Origin of the sequence: Nocardia carnea, from assembly GCF_029868855.1 — a bacterium.
GTDB classification, from domain to species: Bacteria; Actinomycetota; Actinomycetes; order Mycobacteriales; family Mycobacteriaceae; genus Nocardia; species Nocardia carnea_A.
This window is the reverse complement of the sequence record NZ_JARWOV010000018.1, coordinates 1-26,493: the sequence shown is the minus strand read 5'-3', so window position 1 is coordinate 26,493 and position 26,493 is coordinate 1. Positions and strand designations below refer to the sequence as shown.

At 68.3% G+C, this 26,493-nt stretch carries 28 protein-coding genes and 2 pseudogenes; 18 read left to right on the top strand and 12 right to left on the bottom strand.

Annotation, left to right across the window (positions count from 1 at the left end; genetic code table 11):
• Nucleotides 1–109: pseudogene (locus QH195_RS01330) on the bottom strand (aldehyde dehydrogenase family protein); the annotation flags it as partial.
• On the opposite strand from QH195_RS01330, the pseudogene QH195_RS01325 reads away from it, so the two are divergent.
• Nucleotides 109–1,308, top strand: a pseudogene (locus QH195_RS01325) (MFS transporter); the annotation flags it as partial. The pseudogenes QH195_RS01330 and QH195_RS01325 sit on opposite strands and share 1 nt — an antisense overlap.
• 49 nt (nt 1,309–1,357) lie before the next feature.
• Here QH195_RS01325 and QH195_RS01320 read toward each other — a convergent pair.
• From QH195_RS01320 to QH195_RS01310, 3 genes are all read right to left on the bottom strand, one after another.
• The gene (locus QH195_RS01320; protein WP_280434025.1) at nt 1,358–2,965 is read right to left on the bottom strand and encodes a bifunctional phosphatase PAP2/diacylglycerol kinase family protein; all 1,608 of its coding nucleotides are present in this window, start codon (nt 2,963–2,965) and stop codon (nt 1,358–1,360) included.
• Nucleotides 2,966–3,055: 90 nt separating this feature from the next.
• Complete coding sequence (gene msrA, locus QH195_RS01315; protein WP_432278333.1) at nt 3,056–3,601, bottom strand: peptide-methionine (S)-S-oxide reductase MsrA; 546 nt, start codon at nt 3,599–3,601, stop codon at nt 3,056–3,058.
• 117 nt (nt 3,602–3,718) lie between these two features.
• Nucleotides 3,719–4,534: a class I SAM-dependent methyltransferase gene (locus QH195_RS01310; protein ID WP_280423794.1), complete on the bottom strand. Its 816-nt coding sequence runs from the start codon at nt 4,532–4,534 to the stop codon at nt 3,719–3,721.
• Between the two features lie 362 nt (nt 4,535–4,896).
• Here QH195_RS01310 and QH195_RS01305 point away from each other — a divergent pair, with 362 nt between their 5' ends.
• Nucleotides 4,897–6,138 carry a cytochrome P450 gene (locus tag QH195_RS01305; RefSeq protein WP_280423795.1) on the top strand — a complete coding sequence of 414 codons (1,242 nt, stop codon included), beginning with the start codon at nt 4,897–4,899 and terminating at the stop codon, nt 6,136–6,138.
• A 97-nt stretch (nt 6,139–6,235) separates the two neighbouring features.
• Here the strand turns inward: QH195_RS01305 and QH195_RS01300 are convergent, their stop codons facing one another.
• Nucleotides 6,236–6,586 (bottom strand): ectoine synthase, encoded by a 351-nt coding sequence (locus tag QH195_RS01300; protein WP_280423796.1) that lies wholly within the window; start codon nt 6,584–6,586, stop codon nt 6,236–6,238.
• Nucleotides 6,564–7,523 (bottom strand): alpha/beta hydrolase, encoded by a 960-nt coding sequence (locus QH195_RS01295; protein ID WP_280434024.1) that lies wholly within the window; start codon nt 7,521–7,523, stop codon nt 6,564–6,566. Before QH195_RS01295 ends, QH195_RS01300 begins: the two co-directional genes overlap by 23 nt.
• Nucleotides 7,524–7,912: 389 nt before the next feature.
• On the opposite strand from QH195_RS01295, the gene QH195_RS01290 reads away from it, so the two are divergent.
• Nucleotides 7,913–8,908: a dihydroxyacetone kinase subunit DhaK gene (locus tag QH195_RS01290; RefSeq protein ID WP_280434023.1), complete on the top strand. Its 996-nt coding sequence runs from the start codon at nt 7,913–7,915 to the stop codon at nt 8,906–8,908.
• A 12-nt stretch (nt 8,909–8,920) separates the two neighbouring features.
• A complete protein-coding gene (locus QH195_RS01285) occupies nt 8,921–9,598 on the top strand; it encodes a DAK2 domain-containing protein (protein WP_280434022.1) in 678 nt (225 codons plus the stop codon).
• Between the two features lie 48 nt (nt 9,599–9,646).
• On the opposite strand, the gene QH195_RS01280 is transcribed toward QH195_RS01285, so the two are convergent.
• Nucleotides 9,647–10,318: a DUF3159 domain-containing protein gene (locus QH195_RS01280; protein ID WP_280434021.1), complete on the bottom strand. Its 672-nt coding sequence runs from the start codon at nt 10,316–10,318 to the stop codon at nt 9,647–9,649.
• A gap of 274 nt (nt 10,319–10,592) precedes the next feature.
• Between QH195_RS01280 and QH195_RS01275 the strand changes: the two genes are divergently transcribed.
• The 10 genes from QH195_RS01275 to QH195_RS01230 are packed head-to-tail and all read left to right on the top strand — an operon-like array spanning nt 10,593 to nt 15,704.
• On the top strand, nt 10,593–11,162 hold the full coding sequence (locus QH195_RS01275) for a hypothetical protein (RefSeq protein WP_280434020.1): 570 nt from the start codon (nt 10,593–10,595) through the stop codon (nt 11,160–11,162).
• A 5-nt stretch (nt 11,163–11,167) separates the two neighbouring features.
• Nucleotides 11,168–12,277 (top strand): SRPBCC family protein, encoded by a 1,110-nt coding sequence (locus tag QH195_RS01270; RefSeq protein ID WP_280434019.1) that lies wholly within the window; start codon nt 11,168–11,170, stop codon nt 12,275–12,277.
• Entirely contained in the window at nt 12,274–12,678 is a 405-nt protein-coding gene (gene gvpJ, locus QH195_RS01265) for a gas vesicle protein GvpJ (protein WP_280423803.1), read from the top strand. The genes QH195_RS01270 and gvpJ (QH195_RS01265) overlap by 4 nt, the downstream gene beginning before the upstream one ends.
• Nucleotides 12,675–13,469, top strand: a complete 795-nt coding sequence (locus QH195_RS01260; RefSeq protein WP_280434018.1) for a GvpL/GvpF family gas vesicle protein — start codon at nt 12,675–12,677, stop codon at nt 13,467–13,469. The genes gvpJ (QH195_RS01265) and QH195_RS01260 overlap by 4 nt, the downstream gene beginning before the upstream one ends.
• A gap of 3 nt (nt 13,470–13,472) precedes the next feature.
• Entirely contained in the window at nt 13,473–13,730 is a 258-nt protein-coding gene (locus QH195_RS01255) for a gas vesicle protein GvpG (protein ID WP_280434017.1), read from the top strand.
• A 6-nt stretch (nt 13,731–13,736) separates the two neighbouring features.
• Nucleotides 13,737–14,036 carry a gas vesicle protein GvpO gene (gvpO, locus tag QH195_RS01250; protein ID WP_280423806.1) on the top strand — a complete coding sequence of 100 codons (300 nt, stop codon included), beginning with the start codon at nt 13,737–13,739 and terminating at the stop codon, nt 14,034–14,036.
• Nucleotides 14,033–14,425, top strand: coding sequence for a gas vesicle protein GvpJ (gvpJ, locus tag QH195_RS01245; protein ID WP_280423807.1), 393 nt, complete (start codon nt 14,033–14,035; stop codon nt 14,423–14,425). The genes gvpO and gvpJ (QH195_RS01245) overlap by 4 nt, the downstream gene beginning before the upstream one ends.
• Entirely contained in the window at nt 14,415–15,203 is a 789-nt protein-coding gene (locus QH195_RS01240) for a GvpL/GvpF family gas vesicle protein (protein ID WP_280423808.1), read from the top strand. The genes gvpJ (QH195_RS01245) and QH195_RS01240 overlap by 11 nt, the downstream gene beginning before the upstream one ends.
• Nucleotides 15,200–15,418 (top strand): gas vesicle protein, encoded by a 219-nt coding sequence (locus QH195_RS01235; RefSeq protein WP_280434016.1) that lies wholly within the window; start codon nt 15,200–15,202, stop codon nt 15,416–15,418. Before QH195_RS01240 ends, QH195_RS01235 begins: the two co-directional genes overlap by 4 nt.
• Complete coding sequence (locus QH195_RS01230) at nt 15,411–15,704, top strand: gas vesicle protein K (RefSeq protein ID WP_280423810.1); 294 nt, start codon at nt 15,411–15,413, stop codon at nt 15,702–15,704. Before QH195_RS01235 ends, QH195_RS01230 begins: the two co-directional genes overlap by 8 nt.
• Nucleotides 15,705–15,864: 160 nt before the next feature.
• On the opposite strand, the gene QH195_RS01225 is transcribed toward QH195_RS01230, so the two are convergent.
• Nucleotides 15,865–16,449, bottom strand: a complete 585-nt coding sequence (locus QH195_RS01225) for a hemerythrin domain-containing protein (protein ID WP_280434015.1) — start codon at nt 16,447–16,449, stop codon at nt 15,865–15,867.
• A 27-nt stretch (nt 16,450–16,476) separates the two neighbouring features.
• Complete coding sequence (locus QH195_RS01220) at nt 16,477–17,367, bottom strand: manganese catalase family protein (RefSeq protein ID WP_280423101.1); 891 nt, start codon at nt 17,365–17,367, stop codon at nt 16,477–16,479.
• Between the two features lie 214 nt (nt 17,368–17,581).
• Between QH195_RS01220 and QH195_RS01215 the strand changes: the two genes are divergently transcribed.
• Entirely contained in the window at nt 17,582–19,213 is a 1,632-nt protein-coding gene (locus QH195_RS01215) for an acyl-CoA dehydrogenase family protein (RefSeq protein ID WP_280434014.1), read from the top strand.
• Nucleotides 19,214–19,376: 163 nt separating this feature from the next.
• Here QH195_RS01215 and QH195_RS01210 read toward each other — a convergent pair whose 3' ends face one another.
• On the bottom strand, nt 19,377–20,135 hold the full coding sequence (locus tag QH195_RS01210; RefSeq protein ID WP_280423103.1) for a PaaX family transcriptional regulator C-terminal domain-containing protein: 759 nt from the start codon (nt 20,133–20,135) through the stop codon (nt 19,377–19,379).
• Nucleotides 20,136–20,544: 409 nt separating this feature from the next.
• On the opposite strand from QH195_RS01210, the gene QH195_RS01205 reads away from it, so the two are divergent.
• Complete coding sequence (locus tag QH195_RS01205) at nt 20,545–21,399, top strand: oxygenase MpaB family protein (RefSeq protein WP_280434013.1); 855 nt, start codon at nt 20,545–20,547, stop codon at nt 21,397–21,399.
• A gap of 99 nt (nt 21,400–21,498) precedes the next feature.
• On the opposite strand, the gene QH195_RS01200 is transcribed toward QH195_RS01205, so the two are convergent.
• A complete protein-coding gene (locus QH195_RS01200; RefSeq protein ID WP_280434012.1) occupies nt 21,499–22,692 on the bottom strand; it encodes a glycoside hydrolase family 76 protein in 1,194 nt (397 codons plus the stop codon).
• A gap of 60 nt (nt 22,693–22,752) precedes the next feature.
• Nucleotides 22,753–25,059 (bottom strand): esterase-like activity of phytase family protein, encoded by a 2,307-nt coding sequence (locus QH195_RS01195; RefSeq protein WP_280434011.1) that lies wholly within the window; start codon nt 25,057–25,059, stop codon nt 22,753–22,755.
• 137 nt (nt 25,060–25,196) lie between these two features.
• Between QH195_RS01195 and QH195_RS01190 the strand changes: the two genes are divergently transcribed.
• Both QH195_RS01190 and QH195_RS01185 read left to right on the top strand, forming a co-directional pair.
• Nucleotides 25,197–25,778 (top strand): YdcF family protein, encoded by a 582-nt coding sequence (locus QH195_RS01190; RefSeq protein WP_280434010.1) that lies wholly within the window; start codon nt 25,197–25,199, stop codon nt 25,776–25,778.
• Between the two features lie 128 nt (nt 25,779–25,906).
• On the top strand, nt 25,907–26,338 hold the full coding sequence (locus tag QH195_RS01185) for a hypothetical protein (protein WP_280434009.1): 432 nt from the start codon (nt 25,907–25,909) through the stop codon (nt 26,336–26,338).
• Nucleotides 26,339–26,493: the final 155 nt, after the last annotated feature.

Genomic DNA, 26,493 nt, shown 5'->3' with positions numbered 1-26,493 from the left:
CGGGTGCGATCTTGCGGGTGGCCATCGCCGCGGGGAAGTTCCACGGAGTCACCAGCGCTGCGACCCCGGCGGGTCTGCGCGTCACGATCGTGCGGGCCTCCCCCGACGGGTGTGGCGCCCGCGGGGGCGCCCGGGGCGGTGGCCGTCGGACCGCTGCTTGGCGGAGCCGTGACCACCTACGCCTCTTGGCGGCTGGTGTTCTTCGGCGAGGTGGTCGTCGTCGTGGTGATCATGCTGTTCCTCCGCCGGATGACCGACAGTCCCGCCGAGCGAGCCCGGCTCGATACCGTGGGTTCGGTGCTCTCGGTGGGCGGCCTCGGCATGATCGTGTACGGGGTGCTCCGTTCCAGCGAATGGGGCTGGATCCAGGAAAAGCCCGGCGCACCGGCGATATTCGGGCTCTCCGCGGTGATCTGGCTGCTGCTCGGCGGGCTGGTCCTGCTGTATCTACTGCGGGAATGGCTCGCGATGCGGATCCGGGGCGGGCGCGAACCGCTGTTCGACCCGGCACTGTTGCGCAACCGGCAGCTCACCGGCGGGCTCGGGATGTTCTTCGCCCAGTTCGGTGTGCAGGCCGGCGTCTTCTTCGCCGTTCCTTTGTTCCTGTCCGTTGTCCTGCAGCTCAGCGCCCTGGGCACCGGCGCCCGGCTGCTCCCGCTCTCGCTGGCATTGATCGCCACCGCGGTGGGCATTCCGAAGTTCGTTCCCCGGGCCGGCCCGCGCCGAGTCGCCCGGCTGGGTCTGGCCTCCATGATCATCGGAATTCTGCTGCTCGCGGCCGGTATGGACCCCGGCGCCGACGCGCAGGTCGTCGCCGTCCCCATGCTGCTGATGGGCGCCGGTCTGGGCGCACTCGCCTCACAGCTCGGCGCGATCACGGTCTCGGCCGTGCCCGAATCACGTACCGCCGAAGTGGGCGGGCTGCAGAATACTGCCAGCTATCTCGGTGCCTCGCTGGGCACCGCGCTGATCGGCTCCGTGCTGATCGCGACGCTGACGACTTCGGTGACCGACGGCATCGAGAACGATCCGCGCATCCCCGCCGCGGTCCAGCAGCAGGCCGCAACCGAACTTGCCGACGGTGTGCCGTTCCTCTCCGATACCGAGCTGCGTGACGCACTCGGCGCCGCCGGTGTGGACTCGGCCACCGTGGACGCCGTCGTCACGATCAACTCCGATGCGCGCCTGGACGCCCTGCACACCACATTCGCCGTCACCGCACTGCTCGCGATGGCCGCGCTGCTGATCACCCGACGGCTTCCGGCGCGGTCACCGACGGCTCCCACCGGGTCACCACGGACGAGCTGATCGAATACGCCACGGCGCCGGGACCGGGGAGGACAGAACCCGGCGAATGCTACGCCCGGCCCGAACCACGCATCGCCGGCGCGATCCGGCCGCTCATCGGGACCCGGAACACCTCCGGCAGCCACGGCGCCCGGCGGTGGTGCGGGCGGCTACGGTTGGCCCAGAGCGGATTGGATTCGTCCCGGCGATAGACGGCCAGCTGGCCCGCCACGGAAAAACGCAGATGGGTCGCGCTGCCGATCACCTCACCGTCGGCGGCGAGCGCCTCCGGCTCGGGCAGATGCACGTACAACTCGGACAGCTGACGCTCGCCGTACACCCGGCTGTGCCCGATCGCAGCCGATACCAGCGCGATCACCGCACGCGTCCGCGACCACCGCAGATCCGCACGCAACCAGCGCACATCCAGCAGGCCCGAATCGAGCCGGTCCCGGAACGCGGGCACCGCACCGTGCGGATGGTAGGGACCGTTGCCGACGAACAGGAACCACACCCGCTGCCAACGCCCGTCCAGGAAGATCTCGATGGGTTCGGCGCGGCGCAGCGTGACCACGAGCGCCGCGGCGAAGGCCGGCCATTTACCCCACCGCTTCTGCCACTTCTCCCGCAGCCGGACCAGATCCGGATAGGACCCCAGACTGAACGTGTTGATCAGATGCCTTGTGCGAGTTTCTTTTTCGTCCCCGTATTCGACGGCGGCGATATCGACGGCCACGGCCTCACCGACGCCGGTCGCGTCGATCACTTCGCGCAGATCGTAGACACCCAGATCGCGGGCGAAATGATTGAGCGTGCCGGTGGGGATCACGACCAGCGGTAGTTCCTTGCGCAGCGCGAACGCGGCCACGGCCGCCACGGTGCCGTCACCGCCGGCCACACCGACCGCCAGCACCGGCCCCTGCTGAGCGTCCACGGCCTGCTCCAGTTGCACCGCACAATCCATATCGGGGCGGGTCCGCAGCACCGTCGCCGCGGACAGGGCGGCAGCGATATCGTCGGTGGGATCGTAGTTCGGGTCCCCGGAGACCGGGTTGACCATCACCACCAACCCCTTGCCGTCGGCCAGCACGGGCACCTCGGGAACCGGGCTCGCCTCCGCCTCGTCCGATTCGCGCACCGGCCACCAGCGCCGGGTGGCCAAGGCGATCCCCGAGCCGACGGCCGCGCCGACCAGCACATCCGAACCCCAGTGCACACCGGTGTGCACCCGCGAGTAGGCCACGGCAGCCGCCACCGGCGCCACCAGCAGCGCGGAACGCGGGCTCTCCATCGCCACCGCCGTGGCGAACGCGGCCGCACTGGCGCTGTGCCCGGAGGGAAACGACGAAGAGGTCGGCGCCGGTACCAGTCGTCGATGCGCGGGCATCAGTTCGGCGGCCGGCCGGCGCCGCGCGAAAACGGTTTTGAGCACGACATTCGTCGCGAAGCTGGCGGCGGCCACCGAGGCGACCCCGCGCGCGGCGGCCCGCCGCGTCGACCCGCCCCGGGAAGCCAGCAGCGCCGCAGCCCCCATCCACAGCACACCGTGATCGGCACCCGAGGTGAGACGCAGCAGACCCGCATCGGCCCGCGAGGAAGGCAGCGACGCCACCGTATCGCCCACCGCGCGATCTATTCGGCCGATCCTGCGGAACCTACGGCGCGTCCACCTACTCACCCGATCGACACTACCCAGCGCAGGCCTGCCCCCGCGACTCCACGGGACGCCGGCGGATCCGCCGGGCGGGCACCGGAACTCGGCCCCCACCTACGCCGAGGTCCGCCGTTTCGGCAGCTTCCAGCCCGGGCGCGGGAAATGGCAGGTGTAGCCGTTGGGGAAGGTCTGCAGATAGTCCTGGTGCTCGGGTTCGGCCTCCCAGAACTCGACCGCCGGCGATACCTCGGTGACGACCTTGCCCGGCCACAGCCCGGAGTCCTCCACATCGACGATCGTTTCGAGCGCGACCTGCTTCTGCTCGTCGTCCAGATAGAAGATCTCGGAGCGGTAGCTGGTGCCGATATCGTTGCCCTGGCGATTCCTGGTGGTCGGGTCGTGGATCTGGAAGAAGAACTCGAGCAGCGCCCGATAGTCGGTCTGCGCCGGGTCGTAGACGATCTCCACCGCCTCGGCGTGGCCGGGATGGTTGCGGTAGGTGGGGTGATCGTTCTGTCCGCCGGTGTACCCGACCCGGGTGTCGAGGACCCCCGGCTGCTTACGGATCAGCTCCTGCATACCCCAGAAGCACCCACCGGCCAGGATCGCCTTCCGCGTTTCGGTCACGCTTCCTCCTTCGTCCCTCACATTATGAGTCATCCGTACAACGCCGGCCGCACTCCGGAAAGTCCCCCGATCCGGCCCGGCTCACACCGTCCACGCTGCGCCTGGGAGACCCGCTGCGCTGTGTTCATCAGACCCGCTGCGCCGTGTTCATCAGACCCGCTGCGCTGTGACCAGCAGATACTCCCATTCCATCCGGCCGCCGCCGAGGTCGTGCGCGGCAGCCAGATCGGTGAGTTCCCGGTCCAGCTGTTCGGCACGTTCCGGCTCACCGGCCAAAGCCTTGTAGACCGCGATGGTGGGGCCGTAATTGATCTTGAAGAAGGTTCGGAAGGCGTCGGCGTCGGGGAAGCAGTCCACGACGGCATGTTCGCGTCGCATCGCCAACCCGGTGACCCGGTCGCCGAGCAACTCGGTGACATGCTCCTCGGACCCCCACAGCGGCGGCGGCTGCGCACCGGCGGGCGGCGGCGGGGCGAACGGTTTCATGGTGGCGAACATCTGCCCGATGAACCCGGTGGGCGTCCAGTTCACCAGTCCGATCGAACCACCACTTCTGGTGACCCGGACCAATTCGTCGGCGGCGGTGCGGTGGAACGGCGCGAACATGATCCCCACACACGAGATCACCACATCGAATTCGCCGTCGGCGTAGGGCAGCGCTTCCGCGTCCGCCTGCTCCCAGCGCAGTCGCACCCCGGCCACCGCGGCATTGCGGCGACCGGCCTCGAACAACTCCGGGGTCAGGTCACCGGCAACCACCTCGGCACCGGTGGCGGCGGCCGGGATGGCGGCGTTACCCGTTCCGGCCGCGATATCCAGCACCTTCGTACCCGGTCCGATCGGTGTGGCGCGAACGAGGCGATCGCCCAGTCCGGGTATCACGTCGTCGGCCACCCGGGAGTAGTCACCGGAGGCCCAGATGGCTCGGTGCTTGGTTTTCAGGTCTCCGGTCACGGACTGCGTCATCGTCTGCTCCTCGCGTCGGAACTGCGGATTTCACGGCATGTCGCGCCCTCCGGAGAACATTTCTCGCGGCCGTCCGTGCGGTTGTCGAAACACCCGGCCAGATCGCTACCGGACGGTCCCATTGTCGACCTCGATGCGCTCGGACCACAATGGCGGCGATCGAGGTTCTGCGCTGCGGCAGCGTCCACTGCCACGCACGGGGTCGTTCGCCGGCGCCACCGAGCGGTGTGACGTGGATGCGACATTTTCGGTAAACCGCTGAGGCACAACACAATATGCTGCATCGTTCGCGTAGTGTTTCCATTCGGCGCCGGGACCCGGGAGACTGCCCGGCCCACAGTGCGAAACAGTATGGAGCCCTTTTGACAACCCGACAGTTCGACGCCCCCGCCCGCCCCGTACACGGTTCCCCGGTCGCCGACGGTGGCCCCCGGTTCCCGCTGTACGCGCCCGAGTTCGCCGAGAACCCGCACCGGGTGTACGGGCAGATGCGCCGCGAGCACCGGTCGATGGTGCCGGTCGAGCTGGCTCCCGGTGTGCCCGCGACCCTGGTGATCGAACACGCGGTGGCGGTGCGCATCCTCAACGATCACGAACATTTTCCGGCCGATCCGCGCACCTGGCAGAAGGATATGCCCGCCGATTGCCCGGTGCTGCCGATCATGGAGTGGCGGCCCATCGCCAACCGCAGCGCCGGAGAGGCGTTCCGCCGCTACCGGTCGGCCAATCTCTCGGCTCTGACGGAGGTGGATCTGCACGGGTTGCGCGCGGCCGTGGCCGACCTCGCGACCCCGCTGATCAATTCCTTCTGCGAAACGGGCAGCGCCGACCTGCTTCTGCAATACGCCTTCCCCTTGACCTTCGGTGTCTGCAATACGCTGCTCGGCTGCCCGCCGGAAATCGGGCAGCGGGTATCCGCCGGGATGGCCGCCATGTTCGAAGGCGTCGACGCCGACGAGGGCAACCGGATGATCAACGCGGCGCTGGCCGAACTGGTCGCCTACAAACGCTCGAACCCCGGCGACGATGTCACCACGCGGCTGCTCCGGCACGAAGCCCGGCTGGACGAAGAAGAGATGGTGCACCAGCTGGCCGGTCAGTACGGCGCGGTGATCGAACTCCAGCAGAACCTGATCGCCAACACCCTGCTGCTGATCCTCACCGAGGACCGCTTCGGCGGCAGTGTGCTGGGCGGCAGCCTGTCCACCCGGGACGCGCTCGACGAGGTGCTGTTCGACAACCCGCCGATGGCGAACTTCCTCATCACCTATCCGCGGCAACCGATCCTCATCGAGGACGTCTGGCTACCCGCCCACCAGCCGGTGGTCATCAGTATCGCCGCCTGCAACCACGACCCGGCGATCCGGTCCGACGATCATCGCGGTAACCGCTCACATCTGTCCTGGGGTCTGGGCCAGCGCAGCTGTCCCGCACAGACCCCGGCCTACCTGGTGGCCCAGGAGGCGATCGATCTACTGCTCGACGCGTTGCCCGAGATGGAAGTGGATCTGCCAGGCGGCCCGGACTGGCGGCCCGGTCCCTTCCACCGGTCTCTCACCACGCTGCCGGTGAAGTTCCCGCCGTCACCGCCTTTCCCCGTCTGACGATGCCGGTCGTAGCCGGAACAGAACCGGCCGTGTCTCGTGGGTGATGGGCCGGATGGTCTCGGCCACACGCCGACCGCCGCGTTCCCCGGCCGTATCAGTCGCTGCCGGGCGGTACGGCAGGGGTGAACACGCAGTACATGCGCAGCTGGGTGTCGGCGACGATGGTGTGGCGTTCGTGCCCGTCGAGCAGGTACATCGTGCCCGGGGCGAGCGTATGGGTCACCCCGTTGTCCCGATCGATCAGGTGTCCGTGGCCTTCGATGAGCCAGACTGCTTCGACGTAGTCGGGATAGTGCAGTGGAGTCTCGGTGCCGGCGGCGACGGTGGTCTCGTGATAAGAGAATCCGACCTCGTCGTCGGACAGGACGATCCGTTTCGACGTCCAGTGATCGGTATCGACCTGCCGATCGGTTCCGGTGATGTCACGAGTTGTCCGCACGATCATTGCCGGGTCCTCCTTCGCTGTTCGCAGGGAGCGCGGTGGGCACTGTTCGCAGAAAGTGCAGCAGTTCGCCGGTCGCCTGCCCGGCCTCGGGAATTCGTTTCATGATCCAGTTGTGGAACATTCCGGGATACTCGTGCAGTTCGACCGGAACACCGGCAGCATCGCCCAATTCGGCCACCCGCCGGGCATCGGGTAGCAGGATGTCGCGGTGACCGATGAAGACAACGGTCGGCGCGAGGCCGGTGAGGTCGGCGAACGCCGGACTGATGTGCGGGTCGTCGAGGGCCTTCTCGCCCGCGTACCACCGGCCGGCCTGTTTCAGACCGGAAACGCCGAGTTCCGGATCGCGGTCGTCGATGGTCAGCGACAGCGGGTCGTCGGTGGCCAGATCGATCCACGGGGAGAACAAAGCGAGCGCCCGCGGTTGCGGTCGGCCGTGTTCGTACAGGTGGCGGGCCAGGGTGAGGGCGAGCGTGCCACCGGCCGAATCACCGAAGACGATCCGGTTCCCGGGTTCGGTATCGCGGGTTGCCCGGTCGTAGGCGTGTTCGATCATCGGAACGATCGTCCGGTGGTCGTTCTCGGGGGCGAGCGGATACATCGGCAGGGTGTAGGTGCATCCGGTCCGCGCGACGATCCGGCCCGCGAACCGCCAGTGATGCGGTTCGGGCGACTCCACGAAACCACCGCCGTGCATATGGAAGATATGCCAGGGCGAACTCGGCCCGCCGGGTGGTGTGAGGGTGTATACCGGGCGACCGTCGACCTCCTGGCAGCTCACATGGTATTTCGCGGTGATGCGGCGCGGCGGCCGGGAACGCTTCGGCTCCTGGTGTCTCGGTAATCCCTCGCGCATGGCCGCGGGGTCGGCGTAGAACCGTTTGTTCCGCCGCAACCACATCCGTGCGAGAAGGGCCCGCGCTCGCCACGACGTCATGGGATGCCCCGCTGCGCATGGTCGCGAGCCCGCAGCGGGGCCGGCCGCGGATCGTCGTGAGCGCCCGATCCAGGCATAGTCGTCCTCCGTCCTGTCGCGTGCGGCGGCCGATGGATGCTCGACCATCCCCGTACGAACATCCACCGGCCCCGTGCCGTCGGCATTACCGCTGAGTGGGCCACTAAACAGCAGGACCGCACCACCGCTCGCACCACAGCCGGCGGAGCCGTCGAACGTCCGCATTCACTCACCCTTGTGGATCGGTGGCCCGCGCCAGGACAATGCCCCGTGCGGTACGCCGGTCGCCGACGAACATATGGCCCGAACGGCAGCGGGCTCGGTCACTCGTACTCAACTAGCATCGGTCGGAGTCGATCCGAAGGAGCAGCGTGCGCCGACAGATTCTCAACCTGCCCGAGAACGCTCCAGAGGAGGCGCTCGAAGGGCTCGCCCTCACCAACCCCACCCTCATCTCCTACGACCGTGAACGCGGCCTCGTCACCCGCGCCAGCCCGGCACGCGACAAGGTCGGACTGGTATCCGGAGGTGGATCCGGGCACGAACCGCTGCACGCCGGTTTCGTCGGCCGCGGCATGCTCGACGTGGCCGTACCGGGCGCGGTCTTCGCCAGCCCGACCGCGCTGCAGGTGCACGAGGGCACGGTGGCCGCCGATTCCGGTCGGGGTGTCGTCCAGATCGTGAAGAACTACACCGGCGATGTGCTCAACTTCCGGATCGCCGGTGAACTCGCCGGCGACGACAACGCGGTCGCGACCGAAACCGTGTTGGTGGACGACGATCTGGCGACCCAGAGCGACGACGGGCCGGGTCGCCGCGGGACCGCCGCCGTTCTCGCGGTCGAGAAGATCTGCGGGGCGAGCGCGGAAACGGGTGCGGATCTGCGCACGGTCGCCGAACTCGGCCGCCGCGTCGCCCGCAACGCGCGGACCTTGAGTTTCGCACTGAGCGCGGGTACGCATCCCGGCGCGACGAGCCCCGCCTTCACCCTCGAAGCCGGCGAAGTGGAACTGGGCGTGGGAATCCACGGCGAACGCGGCACCGGCCGGGTCCCGTTCGCCGACGCGGATACGCTGATCGCGCTCCTGGTCGATCCGCTGGTCGCCGAACTCGGTTGCACGCGCGGTTCCGCGGTCGTCGCGATCGTGAACGGCCTCGGCGGCGCCTACCCGATCGAACTGTCGATCGCGGCCCGGGCGGTGCACCAGCGGCTCGCCGGGCAGGGCATCACCGTCGCCCGTTCGCTCGCCGGCAGCTACGTGACCTCGCTCGATATGGTCGGCGTCTCGGTCACGCTGCTGCCCGCCGATGCCGATCTGCTTCCGCTGTGGGACGCGCCGGTGCGCACCCCGGCCCTGACCTGGTGAAGGAGCCCGCTCATGAACGACACCGCACTGCCCGCCGGTTTCGGCGAACGCTGGGTGAACACGATGTTCGCGGCCTTCCTCGACCGCACGGAAGCTCTCGCGGATCTGGATCGCCGCGCCGGTGACGGCGATTTCGGCGCGAATATCGCTGCCGCTCTGCGGCGGGCACGCGCGAACATCGATGCCGAACCGCCCGCCTCCTATGCGGCGTGGCTGACCGCGGTGTCCCGGGGTTTCCTCGGCACTGGTGGGACGAGCGGACCGTTGTTCGGCATGTTCTTCCGCGAACTCGCCCGCTGCACGGACGGTTCGGAGCCCAGCCTGGCGGAATTCTCACGTGGCTTGAGCGCCGGGCTGGCCACGGTGCAGCGGTACGGGAATGCCGAGGTCGGGCACAAGACGATGGTCGATGCACTGGCCCCGGCGGCCGAGACCCTCGCCGCCCGCGTCGCGGCGGCGAGCGAGCCCGGCGAAGCACTCGACGCCACCGCCGGCGCCGCGGTGAAAGGCGCGGCCGGCACCGCGTCGCTGGTCGCCAAGCGCGGACGCGCCAGCTATGTGGGCGAGGTGGCACGGGGCGTACTGGACCCCGGTGCGGCGGCGGCCGCTCTGATTCTGCAAACCGCCGCCGCGGCCTACGCAGACCGGCCGGGTGATATCGACACCGGATGGCTCGACGTAATCACCTGACCGGCCCGCGGTGGCGCGGCGGTAACCGGGTGCCGGTGTTGTGCGGGGTCAGGGCTGCGGGATGAAACGTTTCGTGGTGCGCCGGAACGCCCACACGACGACGAGCGCGGCCAGCACCGTCAACGGCGTCCCCATCGCGATCTTCGCGACGGCGAGCCAGGTCGTGGAATCGGCGAGATACAGCCATTCCTTCACCACGAACCGGGCACCGAAGACCAGCGCCGCAGCAGCCGTGGCGATATCGTGCGACCGCAACGCGACCTTGTCCGCGCGCCACGCATGCTTACCGCCGTGCACGAGATTCCAGACGACCCCGGTCAGGGGGCGGCGGGCCAGCAGTGAGGCGAACGCGACCACGAATCCCACCAGTGCCGCCCAGATCCCGATGACGAAGAAATCCTTCGCCGACCCGGTCCACAGCACGATCCCCACAGCGGCCGCGATACCGGCCAGCCCGCCGATCGCCGAGGAGAACCGCTCCCCGCGCACCAGCCGGAAGCCGGTCAGCGCAATCGCGACCGCGACCGAGATGCCGACGGTCGCCACCAGCGGCAGTACCGCGTTCGCCGCGACGAAAACGACCACGGGAACGGTCGAGTAGACGAAACCCATGGGCCCGCCCATCTGGTCGAGCAATGTCGGCGGTACGGCAGACCTGTCGGTTTCGGCCGCGGGGTCGGTGGGCTCTGCTGTGGTACGAAGATCCTTCTGGCCGATCATGGTTCCGTCCTTCCGGCAATGCCGACTGTGCGATGCCTCCAGGAGAACCTGTGCCGTAACGGCATACTCAAGCCGCGTACCGAAACAATCGGCCCCAGCGCTGGTCGGGAGATGTTTACCGGGGTTACGTCCGGCCGGTTATCGGCGTACGGTCGGCCATAGAAATCTCTATGTGGCCTGAACCACATTTCCGCATTATCGGCTCTGGCCACACCCCCACCGCTCGAGTGCGGGCGATGCCGAACGAGGAGTGAGTGCCGGACGAGGAGTGACCATGAAGTGTGGAATGCGGATGGCCGGGGCTGTCGGGGTCGGATATGTCCTGGGCCGGACGCGCAAGATGAAATTCGCGTTGATGCTCGCCGGGGTCGGATTGAGCGGCCGGGGCGGGCCGCAGGCACTACTGGAACGTACGACCTCGGCAGTCGGCTCCTCACCGGAGCTCGCGAAAATCACCGAAGCGGTGCGCGGTGAGCTGCTCGATGCCGCCCGGGCCGCCGCGGTCACGGCCGCGAGCAACCGGATCGATTCGCTGAACGCCCGCCTGCAGCGGCACGGAGATATCGGCGCAGAGCTCGGCGGCGTGCTCCCGGACCAGGACACCGGCGACGAATACGAGCCGGTCGATGCCGACGAGCAGGCCGATGCCGACGAGTCGGCCGAGCCCGCTCCGAAGAGCAGGACCTCCGCCCGCACCCGGTCGTCGGCGTCCGTTTCCCGCGGCCGAACCGGTGAGCGCCGGGTACGGACACCGGCCCGGGCAGCCGCGCGCACTTCCCGCCGCCGGACCGACGCCGCCGGACCGGCCGCCGACGATGCGCCCGTGCGCCGTACCAGGCGGTGAGCCCGATGGCCACGAAAACACCTCCGGGACAGCTGCAGAACTCGCTACAGCAGCTCGCCACCACGATCACCGAACGTGCCGTCTCGGGGGTCACGGACCGGCTGTCCGGTACCACCGAGCGGCTATCTCAGGTCGCCGAGGGCGGCGGTGGCGGATCCCTGCTGTCGGCCGTGACCGGCGCCCAGAAACTCGCGGAGGGAAAATCGCCGCTCTCGGTAGCGTTCAGCACCGGCGCGGACAAGATCGGGCACACGGTCAAGGAAAAGTTCGCGGACGCCAAACAGGCCTTGACCGGGGGTAAAGGAAAGGACTCCGGCGGTAAGAAGCTGAAGCTGACCAATATCGTCGAACATATCGACGTGGGCGTCCCGATCGACCTCGCCTACGACCAATGGACACAGTTCGCGGACTTCCCGAACTTCATGAAGAAGGTCGAAACCGTCGATCAGGTCTCCGACGAGAAGCTCGACTGGTCCGGCAAGGTTTTCTGGTCCAAACGAAGCTGGCAGTCCACCATTGTCGAGCAGGTGCCGTTCCAGCGGATCGTCTGGCGCTCGAAGGGCGGCAAGGGCTATATCGACGGCGCGGTGACCTTCCACGAACTCACCCCGGACCTGACCCGCATCATCGTGGTGCTCGAATACCACCCCGCCGGGTTCGTCGAGAAAACCGGCAACCTGTGGCGGGCCGCCGGCCGGCGGGTCCGGCTGGAGCTGAAGCATTTCCAGCGGCACGTGATGACCGAAAGCGTGCTACACGCCGACGATATCGTCGGCTGGCACGGCGAGATCCGGGATCGCGAGGTCGTCGAGGACGACGAGACCGCTCGTCGACGCGAACAGGACGATCGCGCCGCGCAGACACCGGAGACCGGCAGCGGCGCGGCAGTCGATGAGGACATCGACGACGAATCCCTCGAGGACGAGCCCCCCGACAGCGAAACGTCCGAAGGCGAGGAACCCGGAGACGAATCGCCCGAAGACGAGAGTCCCGGCGGCGACGAGAGACCCGACGCGCAACCCGAGGGGAAGTCCGCCCGGCGCCGGCGACCCGCACCTCGGCAGAAGACCGCCACCGAAGCCGGCCCGGCCTCGGATCGAGGAGCGCGGCGATGACTGTCGAACCGGTGGGTGGCGCGGGCGGTGGTATGACGGCCCGGCCGAACTCGTCGAGCCTGGCCGATGTCGTCGACACAATCCTCGACAAGGGACTGGTGATCGACGCGTTCGTCCGCGTATCGCTGGTCGGTATCGAACTGCTGACCATCGACGCCAGGGTGGTGGTGGCGAGTGTCGATACATATCTGCGTTTCGCCGAAGCCGTGAATCGGCTCGAAATCTCGGGCAGTGAGCCGACGGGTCTGCCGGGTCTGGTCGGGGATATCACCGAGGGCGGTGCCGAACGCAAGACCAAGGGCGCGCTCGAGGCCGCGGGTGAGAAGGTCGTGAACTTCTTCGACGATATCGAGCGGAGCCGCCAGGGCCATCGAGGGCCGGGAAGCGAGAAGGACCGATGACCACCGACGGGGCCGGCCATACCGGGGAGGTGGAGAGCGGCGAGGGACGCGCCGTCTACGTCTACGGGATCGTGCCCGCGGATGTGGAACCCGGCGACCACGCCGCGGGTATCGGCGAGCCGCCGAATGCGATCACGGTGGTGCGGTACGGCGAGATCGCCGCGCTGGTCAGCGGTATCCCGGAGCGTCCTCTGGGCACCCCGGAGGATCTGACCGCCCACTCGGAACTGCTGGACGGTTCGGCGGCCGTCGCCCCGGTCCTGCCGCTGCGGTTCGGTGCGGTCATGTCCGATGTGGAGTCGGTGGAGCGGGAACTGCTACAGCCCAATCACGACGAGTTCCAGGCCGCGCTGGCCGAGCTCGAGGGCCGCGCGCAGTTCGTCGTCAAGGGCCGCTATGTGGAGGAGGCAGTCCTTCGCGAACTGCTCGACGAGAACCCCGAGACCGCCCGGCTGCGCGAGCAGATTCGCGGCGCCCCGGAAGAAGCCACCCGGGATGCGCGAATAATGCTGGGCGAGAACATCTACCGATCGATCGCGGACAAACGCGCGGTGGATACCCGCCGGGCCGTCGAGGCCCTGGCCGCGATCCGGCCGGCTGTCGCCGAACGCCCACCGACCCACGATCTGGACGCGATCCACCTCGCGGTCCTCATCGATACGTCGCGGCGGGGCGAACTGGAGAAGGCACTGTCCGGGCTCTCCGAGCAATGGGACGGCCGTATCGAACTGAGCCTGCTGGGTCCGATGGCGGCCTACGACTTCGTCATGAAACGGGAACCCGAGGGCTGACCCATGGGCTTGCTGACATCGCTGTTGTCGTTGCCGCTGGCACCGGTACGGGGCGTGATCCGGCTGGGCGAGCTGATCCAGGAGCAGGTCGAACAGCAGTTGCACGACCCCGCGGTCATCCGGCGCGAACTCGACGAACTGGACGAGGCCGCGGCCGCGGGCCGGCTGTCGGAACAGGAGTACCGGCAGGCCCAGCAGCAGGTGCTGAACCGGATGATCTCGCGACCGGACGATTCGGCACCCACCGTCTCGAAGGAGTGATTCCAGGTGAACGAGGCCGAATCCGCCCCACCCCCGCTCACCGCGGCGCAGGCCGGGGCGACGGCGATGGATCAGTTGGCCGAGCTGACGCCGAAACAGATCCTCGGCGCCACCTCCACCGAACCGACGGAAGCCGGGTGGCTGGTGGAGGTCGAGGTGGTCGAAGACCGTCGCATCCCCTCCTCGGCCGATATGCTGGCGCTCTACGAGGTGGAGATCGACCCCGACGGCAACCTGCTGGCCTACCGCAGAACCCGGCGCTATGCCCGGGGCAGCGCGGATATCGGCGGACGGGGGATGCGATGACTGTCGTGGGCGGCGGATCGCCGGCACCGCAACCGTACGGAGGCGGTCACCAATCGTCGAATCTCGGCGATATCCTCGAACGCGTTCTGGACAAGGGCTTGGTGATCGCCGGCGATATCCAGGTGAATCTGCTGGATATCGAACTGCTCACCATCAAACTCCGGTTGGTCGTGGCCTCGCTGGAAACGGCGAAGGCCGTGGGGATCGACTGGTGGGAAACCGATCCGTGGCTCAACAGCAATGCCCGCACCCTCGAACGACAGGATCACGACCTCGAGCTCGAGAACCGCAAACTACGCGACCGCATCGCCGAGCTGGAGGCACGGACCGAGCAGCGCGCCGCCCTGGAACGCAGTCGCGAACTCGAGGAGCAGGATCGTGAGCGATGACCTCGGGGTGTGGCTGTACGCGGTGACGCGCACCGGAGCTGGTATCGCAGAGCTGGACGACCTCACCGGTGTGGCGGGTGAGCCGCCGCGACCGGTCCGGTCGGGGGAACTGGCCGCGGTTGTGGGCTCGGTACCGCTCGCGGTTTTCGGCGATCTGCCGCTGCGCCGCAATCTCGAGGATCTGGACTGGCTGGAAACCACCGCCCGCGCGCACGATGCGGTGATCTCCGCACTACTGCGGCGTGGTCCCGTGATCCCGCTCCGGCTGGCCACCGTTTTCCTCGACGACGATCGGGTCGTACGCATGCTCGACGAGCGGCGTGCCGATTTCGATTCGGCGTTGACGCTGGTGAGCGGCCGGACCGAATGGGGGGTGAAGGCGTACTGCGACCGCACCGCGCTCGCCGCCGCGGTGGCCGGAGCCGATACCGCGAGCACCGCGGGCGGCAAGGGCACCGCCTACCTGGCCCGGCGCCGTGCGCAACTGTCGGCACAGGAAACCGTGGAACGCGACGCCGCGGCGCGAGCCGAGGAAATCCATGGACAGCTGGTGCGCCGCGCCGCCGCCGGCCGCTGCCAGCCGCTGACCGATCCGGTGCTGCACGGCCGGCGGGACTGGCTGATCCTCAACGGCACCTACCTCGTCGACGACGCCGCTGCCCGCGAATTCGCCGCCGCGGTCGCCGAGCTCGATCGGGCCGTCCCCGGTATCCGGCTCGAACTCACCGGTCCCTGGCCCCCGTATTCGTTCGCGGGCGTGGACCGGGCGACCTCATGACCCGGCCCGACAGCGAACGCCGCGTCGCACTCATCGATCTGCTGGATCGGGTACTGGCGGGCGGGGTGGTGATCTCCGGCGATATCCGCCTTTCCATCGCCGACGTCGACCTGGTCCAGATCTCGCTGCGCGCCCTCATATCCTCCATCAAAACGCTGTCCGGTCCCGCCCTCGAACCGGTTTCGCGCGATGCTCTGGAACCGTCGGATGACTGAATTCGAGGGCATTCCGCCACGTATCGACGCCGACCCGGAATCGGTGGAACGCGGTCTGGTCACCCTGGTCCTCACCCTGGTGGAACTGTTGCGTCAGCTGATGGAACGGCAGGCCCTGCGACGAGTCGACGAAGGCGATCTGAGCGAAGCGCAGATCGAGCGAATCGGTACCACGCTGATGCTGCTGGAGGAACGGATGGGCGAACTCCGCGACCATTTCGGTCTCACCCCGGAAGACCTCAATATCGATCTCGGTCCGCTGGGCACCCTGCTCCCCCGCGAGTAGCAGCCGCATACCGGGCGCCGGGCAGTCGGTCGGGACACCGCGAGTCTCCGTGGCCGAACAGCGCGCCGCCCGGACCCGGCACCGCCCGAGGCCGGGCGGCCGATACCGACCGCCCAGCCACCGAGCACCGCGATGGAGGCAGGGCACCGCCCGCGGCCGGTCAAGGAGCGGGTGGCTCCGGCGGCTGGTGCGACCGGCGCCCACTGAACACATCGCGCACCTTGTCGGCGACGGCTCCGACCAGTCCGGCGCTCTTCTGGGCACCGGGAGTGGACGGTGTGGTCGGGTGCGGGCGGGTCGGGGCAGTTTTCTTTGCCGCGGCCATCTTGCCGCCCAGTTCCTCCAGCTCCGCGGGAGGTTGCGCGCGACCGAACGCGGGCCACACCTGATTCTGTTCGAATTCGATATGTTCCCGGATCGCGCCGATGAACTCGGTGAGGGCCTGCTCGAAATCTCGTGATCCGACCTTCGCGTCCTCGATCCGCTGGAGCAGGTGTTTACCCGCGTCCTCCTGGTCGAGGGCGCGGTCGGCGAGTTCGTCGCCGTCGGGCAGCGCCCGGCGCACCGCCGGCCAGAAGAACTGTTCCTCCACTGCCTCGTGCTGGGATGCCGCGATCACCAGGCTGGTCGCCAGATGTGCGCGGTCCTGGAGTTCGGCCTCGCTGAAACCACGTCCGCGTTCCAGCGATTCGATCATGCCGAGCACGCTTTCGTGATCGGCGCGTAGGAAAGTCAAAGCATCCATGATCGTCTCCGTTACCCGGCCGTGGATTCAGGCGGGCGTATGTTGTTCGTGGGTGAACTGCTTGGTCCCCATCACCGCGGGGCTGCCCTCCGGATTCGCATTCGCGCCCTGGTTCTCGCGATGGGTGCTGCCGAGCCACTCCTGGACAGGGTCGGCCACGTACTCCCATTCCACGCCCTCCGGCCACGGCCCCTGCCCCTCGTTCCACGGGCCGCGCGCACTGGCATCACCGTTGGACATGTTGAATGCCATGTTCTGGAAGCGGTCGTCGCCCGGGAGCGCACCGGGCGGGAAGTTGACCGGTAGTTCGTTCAGCGCCGCGGTGAACTGCTGGAAGTGCGCGACCTCGCGGCTCATGAGAAACGACAGCGTATCCTGCACACCCGGGTCGTCGGTGAACTGTTTCAGGTATTCGTACACGATCTTGGCGCGCGATTCGGCGGCGAGATTACTGCGCAGGTCCACCGACGGCTCACCGTTGGAATTGACGTAGGCCCCGCTCCAGGGCACGCCGGCGGAGTTGCCGACATCGGGTCCGCCACCGCGCAGCGCGAGGAACAGCGGATCGGTCGCCACCTGATGGATGGCCTGTTCCTTCCCGTCGGCCGAGGCGATCACCGGCATCCAGTCACAGTGCTCGTTGGCCTGCTTCAGATCATCGTTGAGCCCGTCCAGCAGCATGGTGATCATATTGCCGACGATCTCGAGGTGACTGAATTCCTCGGTCGCTATATCCATGAACAGGTCATACATCTTCGGATGTTTGCGGCGGAGCACGAATGCCTGGCTGAAGTACTGCATGGCGGCTTTGAGTTCACCGTTGGCGCCGCCGAACTGTTCCTGGAGCAAGGTGGCGAACCGGGGGTCCGGGCGCTCGACCCGTACCTCGAACTGCAGATCCTTGTTGTGCACGAACATGGGTCTCCTCTGGTCGTGGTGGGGCGAGTAGTGATTTCCGCCGCCTACCCCTGCCTGCGCCCGCCAAACTCGAGATCCGCCGCCGGTCCGGCTTTCCGATCGACCCACACCTGGCTATTGCGATTTTCTATCGCACGCTTCAAAATCGTAATGAGACCATCCGCTCGCGCCGCGCCCGACCAGGCCCGTCGTCCACGAAGGGAGAACAGTCGCCGTGCCGACTCATACCGTGACCAACCAGGTCCCCCCGCTGGTCGACCACGACGCCGCCGAAGTACCCGTCATTCTCGAGGCACTGGAGCGCGGCGGCGCCACCCACGCCCTCGAGGAACTGCACGAGATCGGCCGGCTGGCCGGCAGTGCCCACGCCCAGGAACTCGGCGACCTCGCCGAGGAGCACCAGCCGGTGTTGCAGACGCACGACCGCTACGGTCACCGCATCGACGAGGTCCGCTACGACCCCAGCTACCACGAGCTGATGCGGCATGCGGTCCGCTTCGGTCTGCACGGCGCACCCTGGGCCGATACCCGGCCCGCACCACATCTGGTGCGGGCGGCGAAGACGAGCGTGTGGTCGCAGGTCGACGCCGGGCACGGCTGCCCGATCTCGATGACCTACGCCGTCGTCCCGGCCCTGCGCGCGAACGCCGAACTGTCCGCCCGGTACGAGCCGCTGCTCACCAGCCGCGAATACGACCCCGTGTTGCGCCCGCTCGCCGATAAGCCGGGGCTCATCGCCGGGATGTCGATGACCGAGAAACAGGGCGGATCCGATGTCCGGGCCAACACCACGACCGCGGTCCCGCAGGCCGACGGCTCCTACCGGATCACCGGGCACAAATGGTTCACCTCGGCGCCGATGTCGGATTTCTTCCTCGCGCTGGCGCAGGCACCCGGTGGACTGTCCTGTTTCTTCGTTCCCCGCGTGCTACCGGACGGCACCCGCAATCCCTTCCACCTGCAGCGGCTGAAGGACAAACTGGGTAACCATTCCAACGCCAGCAGCGAGGTCGAATACGACCAGACCGTCGGCTGGCTGGTCGGCGACGAGGGCCGCGGCGTGCCCACGATCATCGAAATGGTCAACCTGACCCGCCTCGATTGCACCCTGGCCTCGGCCACCGGAATGCGCACCGGAACCAGCATGGCGATCCACCACGCCCAGCACCGCCGCGCCTTCGGCGCGAACCTCGTCGACCAGCCGCTCATGCGCAATGTCCTGGCCGATCTGGCCATCGAGGCCGAGGGCGCGACCACCGCTGCCCTGTGGCTGGCCGAACTCACCGACCGCGCCACCGCCGGCGACGAGGCCGCCGATCTGCTGCGGCGTATCAGCCTGGCGGTGAGCAAGTACTACGTCTGCAAACGCGGACCCATCCATGCGGCCGAGGCCCTGGAATGCCTGGGCGGCAACGGATATGTCGAAGAGTCCCGGATGCCGCGGCTGTACCGGGAGGCCCCGCTGATGTCGGTGTGGGAGGGTTCGGGCAATGTCGCCGCACTGGACGTTCTCCGCGCACTCGCCAAACAGCCGGCGACCCTCGGCGCGTTCCTGGACGAGGTGAAACTCGCCGCCGGCGCCGATTCCGGCCTGGATACCGCGATCGGCCGGCTGGAGGCCGAATTCACCGATCTCGAGACCCTGCCGCATCGCGCCCGCCGGATCGTCGGCGATATGGCCCTGGTTCTGCAGGGTTCGCTCCTGGTCCGCTACGGACATCCCGCTGTCGCCGAAGGTTTCACTCGCAGCCGGCTCGGACGCGACCGCGGCGACGTCTTCGGCACCCTGCCGGTGGGTTTGGACACCGGTGCGATCATCGAACGACTGACCCCGAAGATCGGCTGATTACCGCCGGCGAACCGGTTCCGGCCTTCGACCGACGATGAGACCCGGTAGCCGGCGCCGGCGAACAGCAGCAGCGGCGAACCCGCTGGGTCCCGTGCAGTCGGCAGGTTCGACCGCGACGGAGATCCGTACCGCCGCGAGTTCCGGTGGCCGCGAATCACACTCACTGCGGCAGAACCGGCTTCCCTTCCATCAACCCGTCGGCGAAGGCCTGGAACTCGGTGCGGAACACTTCGTAGCGCGCGCGAATGGCCGCGCCGGGCCAATCCTGCGGCACCAGCTCCGGCGGCAGGACCGGATCGTCGAGAATATGGCGTACGACGGCCGCCGCGACTTCGAATCGGGTGCCGATCGTCTCGGCGCTGTCGAGGGCCGTGAGCAATTCGCGGGCGCGGTGGGCCCACCGGTCCGGTGCGAAAAGGCGGCCGGCCAATGCGATGGCCGGTTCCGCCGGCTGCCCGGTGAACAGATCCACCCGCTGCCGCGCCACTTCGGGGAGTTCGGTGGCGATATTGTCAGGCCGGCACCAGACGCCCTCACGGAGTTCCCCGAACCGGGCCAGCCGCAGAGTTTCCCGGAACGCGGCGCGGTCGGTGGAATCGGTGGCGCCGACGGTCACGACCGCCAGGATCCACCCGCCCCGCCAGGCGCGGAGGTCCGGCGAAATCGCCCGGTCCTGCCGGCGCTGACGTTCGGCCAGCCGCTCGGACAGCCGATAGGTCGCATCGGCGCCGCGTTCGAGATCACCGGCGGCAACCATCCGGGTCAGCGCGGCCCGCACCGCGGATTCCTGTAACCCCAGTCCGGCGCCGACCCGGACGATCCACCCCGCCGGGGCCTGCGCCGGATGCGACCCGAGCAGGACGCTCAGGATCGCCGAACGCGCGGTGAGCGCCCGGACCCGGGCGGGAGACGCAGACATGGGCCGATCGTATCGACCTGCCGATACGCCGGGCACTTTGTCGGCCACGGTACGGACCGCGCGTTCGACCGTCCGATGTCGGGCACCCGGACAACCGGCTTCGTGCGCCGCGGTTCGCCCGTTACCCCACACGTGCGGCCGGCGCCGCTGTCGACGGCCGTCCTTCCCGCACCGGCGGCGCATATGGTCGGACACGACAGAGCGCCGGCCTGTGCCCGGAAAGGTGAGGTACGACCCGTAGCGCGGTAACGATTGCGGCCACGGCCGGGCCGGGCGGAAGAGATCATGCCGATGGCGACCAGCCGTCGGATCGGCATCCGGTCACCTAGGGAATCCGCGGTCTGTTGAATCGGACCCACCGATGTGAGAGATTTGAATAGTAAACCTCTCATTCATTCAGGGGGTCGAGATGTCCCACCCGGCGTCACCGGAGCCGCACGTACCCCGACCGGGCGCGGAGCCACGTCGCAAACATCTGGCCGGCCCCGGCGCACTGCTCGGCGGTCCGGCGAATGTCATCATGCAGTTGAGCCTGGCCCCCGTCGGGCGCGGCGTCGTCGAGAGCACGGTCGACAGCGGCCGTTTCGATCTCCACCCGCGCAAACGCGGACGGACCACCCTGACCTATCTCGCCGTCGCCATGCTCGGAACCGACGAGGAACGCGAGGCGTACCGCGCCGCGACCGACACCTCCCACCGCCATGTGCGCTCACGACCCGGCAGCCCGGTGAAATACAACGCGTTCGACCCGGAACTGCAATTGTGGGTCGCGGCCTGTATCTACAAGGGCGTCGTCGATTCGGTGACCTATCTCTTCGGTCCGCTGAGCGACGCGGACGCCGACGAGCTGTATCGCGAATCGGCCCGATTCGGCACCACCCTGCAGATGCGTCCGGAGATGTGGCCGGCCGATCGCGCCGCGTTCGCCGAATACTGGCATCGCAGAAGCGCCGAGATCTCCCTGGACGACGAGGTCAAGACCTACCTGCTCGACCAAGTCGTCGATCTGGGCCCGTACAGCCGAGCGGAACAGTTGGCATTCCGCCGGGTCAACAGGTTCTTCACCACCGGGTTCCTGCCGCAACGCTTCCGCGACGAACTGGACCTGGACTGGGGCCCCCGACGACAGCGGGCCTTCGAGCTGGTCATGCGCGCCATCGGCCTCGTCACGGCGGCCGGCCCCGAACAATGGCGGCTGTATCCCCTGAACCGGCATCTCGCGGATATGAGAAGGCGCCGGGCACTGGGCAAACCCTTGGTCTGACGCCCGACGGCGCGCACCGTGTGCAGCCTGCGGCGGTCGAAGTCGACAGGCAGGGGACGCGGCCGGTGACCGGCGGATACAGGAGCCGGCCGCCGGCGCTCAACGCCCGGCAGCCGTGAGCCGGTGATCCGCTTCGAGCAGCATCCAGCCGCTCAGCTGAATCGAGAGGTCGCGGTTCGCATTCGCCGCGGGCGCCGTGAGCTGGGAAAGGGTTGCCGGAGCGGGTGGGGCCGGGACCGCACGATTCCAGTCGGCCCCGAACAGCGGCAACCCGTCCACCTCGGCTCGGTTCGCCCAAGCCGCCCCCGCGGAGGTGTGCACGATACGCGCGGCGGTGGTGTCGCCCAGGGCCAGCGCGGCCACGGCGAGATACCGGGCGAGAATCCCCATGAACAGGCCGGAGTCGTCCCCGGCGGCCGCGGTGATCACCCCCGACTCCGTGAGCCCGGATTCGGCCGCCGCCACCAGTTCCGCCACCCTGCGGCGATGCCCGGTGCCCCCGGTCCGCACCGCCAGTTCGGTTTCCAGCCCGATCGCCACACCCTGGCAGTAGGTGTGCACGGTCCGGTCCACCCGCCCACCCGGCTCGTGCACTCCGTCGAGGACGAGGCCGCTGCCGGGATCGCGCAGCCGGTCGTACAGGAAATCCGCGAGTTCCGCGGCCCGGTTCAACTCCCCCAGCCGCGCCATCGCGATACCGGCCGGGCCGATCGCGGGGGTGTTGTAGTAGTCGTCGCCCGACCGCCACGGCACCGCGCCCACCGCCGAGTTCCAGCCCACCGACAACGCCGTCCGCAGGTCTACGACGGCGTCGTCGAAGCGCATACCGAGCAGCCGATCCGCACGCTCGAGCGCCAGCAGCAGCCACGCCATATCGTCGTAGTACCGGTTGGTCCAGCCGGTGATGTTGCGGGTGCGGATTCCGCGGGCCACAGCGGCGACCCGGTCGATGCGTTCGGGTGTGCGGGCGCGCACCGCCGCATCCACCGCGCAGTCGAGCAGCTGGGCTTGCCACCAGTAATGCCATTGCGCGAAGGATCTTTCCGGCAGGGAAGCCGGCCATACGAGGGTGCCGAGCTGCGTTCGCGGCAGGCCCCACAGCGCACGCACGTGCCGGGTCACGATGGCCCGCTCCGCGAGGTCCACCCGCCGGCCGGACGCCGTGGAGCCGGCGGTGACCTTCCGGGCGATGGGCCCCGCCGGCGCCGGCTGTATCAGCGCGGTGAGGGCGATACCGGCGCCGGCGGCATACAGCAGCCTGCGCCGGTTCAGTCCCTCGTACCGGTCGACCATCACCCGACTCCTGCTACCGCACAACCGTTCTCGCCGTGTCCGCCGGTCCGTTTCCCGGCGTCAGTTCCCGGGTGCGCCGGCCGGGCCGAGATCGAGGAACACGGTTTCCCCGTTGGCGTCGTCGAGACCGTCGTTATCGGTGACCACGTACAGGTTGCCGTTACCGCCGACGGTGAGACCCTCGACTTTTTCCTGGACGAACCCGTTGGTGGCCCGCAGAGTCGGCAGCAGATCCCGCACCAGTGTCTTCGGCAGCACCCTCGGATCTTCGCCGGCCGTGGTCACGCCGCCCCCGACCGGTATTTCGACACGGTAGATCGCCTTGAGAGCCGCGTCCGGGCCGTTCGACTTGTCGCGTTCGAGCACCAGCAACCCGCCGTCGTGGACGGCGATTTCGGAGAGCCCGATCCAATCCCCTTCGGCGTCGGTCTGCTCCAGCCGGTAGCCGAACCATTCCCATTCGCCATTCTCCGGCGTATAGCGTCCGATCCGGGCGACGCCCTTCGGATCACCCTCGAGTTCGCGCTGCAACACCACCCAGATCGCGTCGCCGTCGACCGCGACCCCTTCCAATCCCTGGGCACCCAGCCCGGACGCGATATCGGCGGACAATGCGACCCGTTGTTCGACGGCGCCGTCCGCGGCAACGGTGACCAGCTCGTTTCCGGATCCCGCTTTCCCCTCGACCGCCAGTACGAATCCGCCGTCGGGCCGCGCCGACAACCCTTCGATATCGAGCGCTACCGGCGCTCCGCCCTCGGTGATCGCGAGTTCACGGTCGATGACCGCGGGCGCATGCGTGATATCCACACCCAGGATCCGCGCCGGACCGTAGGCGATATCGGTAGCGGTGAACAGCCGGTTCGTATCGGCGGGGTCGGCCGACAGCGCGCCCAGCGCACCCCAGCCGATCGGGGTGCCGTCGACCTCGGCGGCGACGATCGACGGGAACGCCGGTGCTCCCGCGCCTTCTGCGAAGGAGTCGCCGAATCCGTAGATATTGACGGCGGCGCGCACGCGAGCCTCCGCGTCGTCGGTCTCCGAGGCGATCACCAGCAGATCTCGCTGCGGTACGGGCACGATTCCTTCCGGGCCCGGGGTCGTCGGCAGGATCTGGAGGAATTTCGGGGCGGTGACGTCACCGATGTCGTAGACGGCAACGAAATTGCTGCGCTCCGCAGCGACCAGAGCGACCGGCCGCCCGCCGACCTCGGTGATCGCGAGCCCCTCCGGCTCCGGGCCCTTTGCGTCTGCGCGCCCTTCGATATGCAGGCCGGTCTGCACAGCGAGCCGTTCGAAGGAATTGCCGGCGTCCCACACGACCGCACCGGTCGCGGCGGCGAAGATCGACCAGCCACGGGTACCGCCCCGCCAATCCCCCTCGTTGGCGGTGGCCAGATGGTCGTCGCCGATCCAGCCGACGGCGTCGGGTTCGCGGGGACCGCCGGGCACCGATCCGTTCTGGTCCAGCACGCCGTCGTCTGCGGTGTCGACACCGTCCACCGCCACCGACCCGGCGTCGAAGATCGATGTCACCTCCCCCGTGGTCCCGTCGATCACGGCGATACCGTTGTTCTCCTGCAGGGTCACCGCGACCTGGCCGCGGGCGTTGATGCTCACGTACTCGGGTTCGAGGTCCTCGGGGGTATCCAGTCCCGCCGCCCGCGCCGCCTCGATATCGAAATCGACCTTCCGCGCCGTCCACGCGTCCGGAGTACCGGTGAGATCGATCAGTTGCACGAACCCGGTCGGCGGCTGTGGCAGATCGCCTTCTTCGCCACCGGCCGGGGTGAGCTCCTCGTCGCGCTGGTTCTCCATCGCGATCGCGGCGAACGCGCCGTCCGGGCTGATGGCGATCGAATCGGGTTGCCCGCCGAGATCGATACTGCGCACCCGAGTGCGGTCGGCGACCCGCACGATATCGACGCGGCCGGCGGGGTTCGCGAAATCGCCGCCGGTGGTATCGACCACCACCAGCACGAACTCGCCGTGCGCAACCACCGACGTCGGCTGATCGTCCGCGTGACCCAGCCCGGCCAGCGAGAGCGTGCCCAGCCCGGCCGGCTGCGCCGGATCACGGATATCCAGGAATCCGATGCGTTTGGCGGTGGCATCGGTGTAGATGACGGTATTGCCGTCCGGCGTGACCGTCGAGATCTCCGCGACCGTCTCGGTATCGGCCGGTTCCCCGGCCGGGCGGTTCAGGTACACCGGATACGTGGCCGCCCGGTGGTAGCGCTCGGCATCCGGCAGTCTCCACGCCGTGGCGGAACCGGATCCGTCGCGTTCGTCGCCCGAGCAGGCGGCCGCCAGCAGTGCTACGGCGGCGGCCACTGCCACCACTCGGCTCGTCTTCGACGTCGTCATAGGTCCTCATTCAGCTCTGCCAGGTAGTCGGGTGAGCTTGACGCGACCAGATGAGCCGCCGGAGTCCCTTCGGTGAAGGCGCGGAAACGGACAAGCGTCCAACAAGACAGCGAAGTGTGACGTGCTTGACTGGAGGGGTGCGGAAACGGACCCGGGTCGCCATCGCCGCCACGCTGCTGTTCCTGCTCTGGGGTGAGTGGACGAACTGGCGCGCGTCCCGCAGGTTCGCCGGAACCGTCACCGGCGGCTCCGAAGCCGTCCTCGTTCTCGGTTACCGGAACAGCGGCACCCGCGCCAACGCCATGAACCGCTGGCGCGTACGAGCGGGCCTGCGCTCCCTCGACCCGGCCGCGACCGGGAGCAGGCTCGTCCTCTCGGGCGGAGCCTGCGCGGGCCCGCAGTCCGAGGCAGCGCTCATGGCCGGTTACGCAACCGGGGTCCGCGGGTACCGCGGCGAGCTGGTACTCGAGGAGAAGAGCCGCAGCACTTGGCAGAACGTCGCGTTCGCGATTCCGTACCTGGAGGGTGCGGATCGGATCAAAATCGTTTCGCTGCCCGTCCACGCGGAGAAGGCCCGCCGATATCTGACGCGGCAGCGCCCGGATCTGGCACACCGCCTGACCCGAGGTGCGGAGTATCGGTTCGCGGAGTGGATGCCACTGAAGCCGCTGGTGACCCTCTATGCGTACGCCAAGCGCCGCCGCGGTCGAAGGTTGTGAAATAACCAACTGTGCCGCAAATATTTACGCGATTAGATGCGCTCTCTTGCGGCTATACCGGACCTGCGACCCATCGGGCTCCATTCCACACTCGGGAAGTCCGACCCTATGACGAGAAAGGCCAATGTATGCGTAAATCCCTCCGGCTGTTCAGCACCACAGCGGTTCTCGGCGTCGCCGGTCTGGCGACGGTATTCGCGGCGCCGGGGGCCGGCGCTGAGGTCACCGAGGTGAAAGTCGCTGCCGGGCCGGAAGGCCTGCGGGTGGGTTGCAGCTACACAGTGACAGTCGTGGTCGACGCGCCCCCGTCCGAGGCGGGCGAGGTCACGATCATCAACAGCGGCGGCGGAGTACCGGGTGGTGGTGTGCGCCTCGGCCAGGCCACGTACCACCCCGAGAACGGGACGGCGACGTTCGCGTGGACACCCGAGCACACGGGCCGCCAGAACATCACCGCACAGCAGTTCACCCCGGGGCAGTACACCTCCGCGAAATACATCGAGGTCGATGTGACGGGTTACGGTGTCGGCACCGGAAGTTCCTGCCTGCCGCTCCCCTGACCCCAGCGGACCGGCCTCGCTGCCGGCCCTCGAGGAAGGCAGCCCGCTGACGGCGGCGGTCGCCTCGCAGATCTCCGACGGCGCCCGGGGGCCCCCCGCCGGCGCCGGGCTGGGGGGGGGGGGGGTGAGCCGGGCCCCCCCGCGCCCCGGGCAGG

Coding starts and splice junctions, on each gene's coding strand:
- QH195_RS01300 (WP_280423796.1), bottom strand. CDS start 6,586: ATGATCGTGCGGACAACTCGTGACATCACCGGAACCGATCGGCAGGTC.
- QH195_RS01235 (WP_280434016.1), top strand. CDS start 15,200: ATGACCCGGCCCGACAGCGAACGCCGCGTCGCACTCATCGATCTGCTG.
- gvpJ (WP_280423807.1), top strand. CDS start 14,033: ATGACTGTCGTGGGCGGCGGATCGCCGGCACCGCAACCGTACGGAGGC.
- QH195_RS01205 (WP_280434013.1), top strand. CDS start 20,545: ATGTCCCACCCGGCGTCACCGGAGCCGCACGTACCCCGACCGGGCGCG.
- QH195_RS01295 (WP_280434024.1), bottom strand. CDS start 7,523: ATGACGTCGTGGCGAGCGCGGGCCCTTCTCGCACGGATGTGGTTGCGG.
- QH195_RS01260 (WP_280434018.1), top strand. CDS start 12,675: ATGACCACCGACGGGGCCGGCCATACCGGGGAGGTGGAGAGCGGCGAG.
- QH195_RS01270 (WP_280434019.1), top strand. CDS start 11,168: ATGGCCACGAAAACACCTCCGGGACAGCTGCAGAACTCGCTACAGCAG.
- QH195_RS01220 (WP_280423101.1), bottom strand. CDS start 17,367: ATGTTCGTGCACAACAAGGATCTGCAGTTCGAGGTACGGGTCGAGCGC.
- QH195_RS01255 (WP_280434017.1), top strand. CDS start 13,473: ATGGGCTTGCTGACATCGCTGTTGTCGTTGCCGCTGGCACCGGTACGG.
- QH195_RS01185 (WP_280434009.1), top strand. CDS start 25,907: ATGCGTAAATCCCTCCGGCTGTTCAGCACCACAGCGGTTCTCGGCGTC.
- gvpJ (WP_280423803.1), top strand. CDS start 12,274: ATGACTGTCGAACCGGTGGGTGGCGCGGGCGGTGGTATGACGGCCCGG.
- QH195_RS01285 (WP_280434022.1), top strand. CDS start 8,921: ATGAACGACACCGCACTGCCCGCCGGTTTCGGCGAACGCTGGGTGAAC.
- msrA (WP_432278333.1), bottom strand. CDS start 3,601: ATGACTCATAATGTGAGGGACGAAGGAGGAAGCGTGACCGAAACGCGG.
- QH195_RS01225 (WP_280434015.1), bottom strand. CDS start 16,449: ATGGATGCTTTGACTTTCCTACGCGCCGATCACGAAAGCGTGCTCGGC.
- QH195_RS01310 (WP_280423794.1), bottom strand. CDS start 4,534: ATGACGCAGTCCGTGACCGGAGACCTGAAAACCAAGCACCGAGCCATC.
- QH195_RS01195 (WP_280434011.1), bottom strand. CDS start 25,059: ATGACGACGTCGAAGACGAGCCGAGTGGTGGCAGTGGCCGCCGCCGTA.
- QH195_RS01230 (WP_280423810.1), top strand. CDS start 15,411: ATGACTGAATTCGAGGGCATTCCGCCACGTATCGACGCCGACCCGGAA.
- QH195_RS01210 (WP_280423103.1), bottom strand. CDS start 20,135: ATGTCTGCGTCTCCCGCCCGGGTCCGGGCGCTCACCGCGCGTTCGGCG.
- QH195_RS01280 (WP_280434021.1), bottom strand. CDS start 10,318: ATGATCGGCCAGAAGGATCTTCGTACCACAGCAGAGCCCACCGACCCC.
- QH195_RS01275 (WP_280434020.1), top strand. CDS start 10,593: ATGAAGTGTGGAATGCGGATGGCCGGGGCTGTCGGGGTCGGATATGTC.
- QH195_RS01200 (WP_280434012.1), bottom strand. CDS start 22,692: ATGGTCGACCGGTACGAGGGACTGAACCGGCGCAGGCTGCTGTATGCC.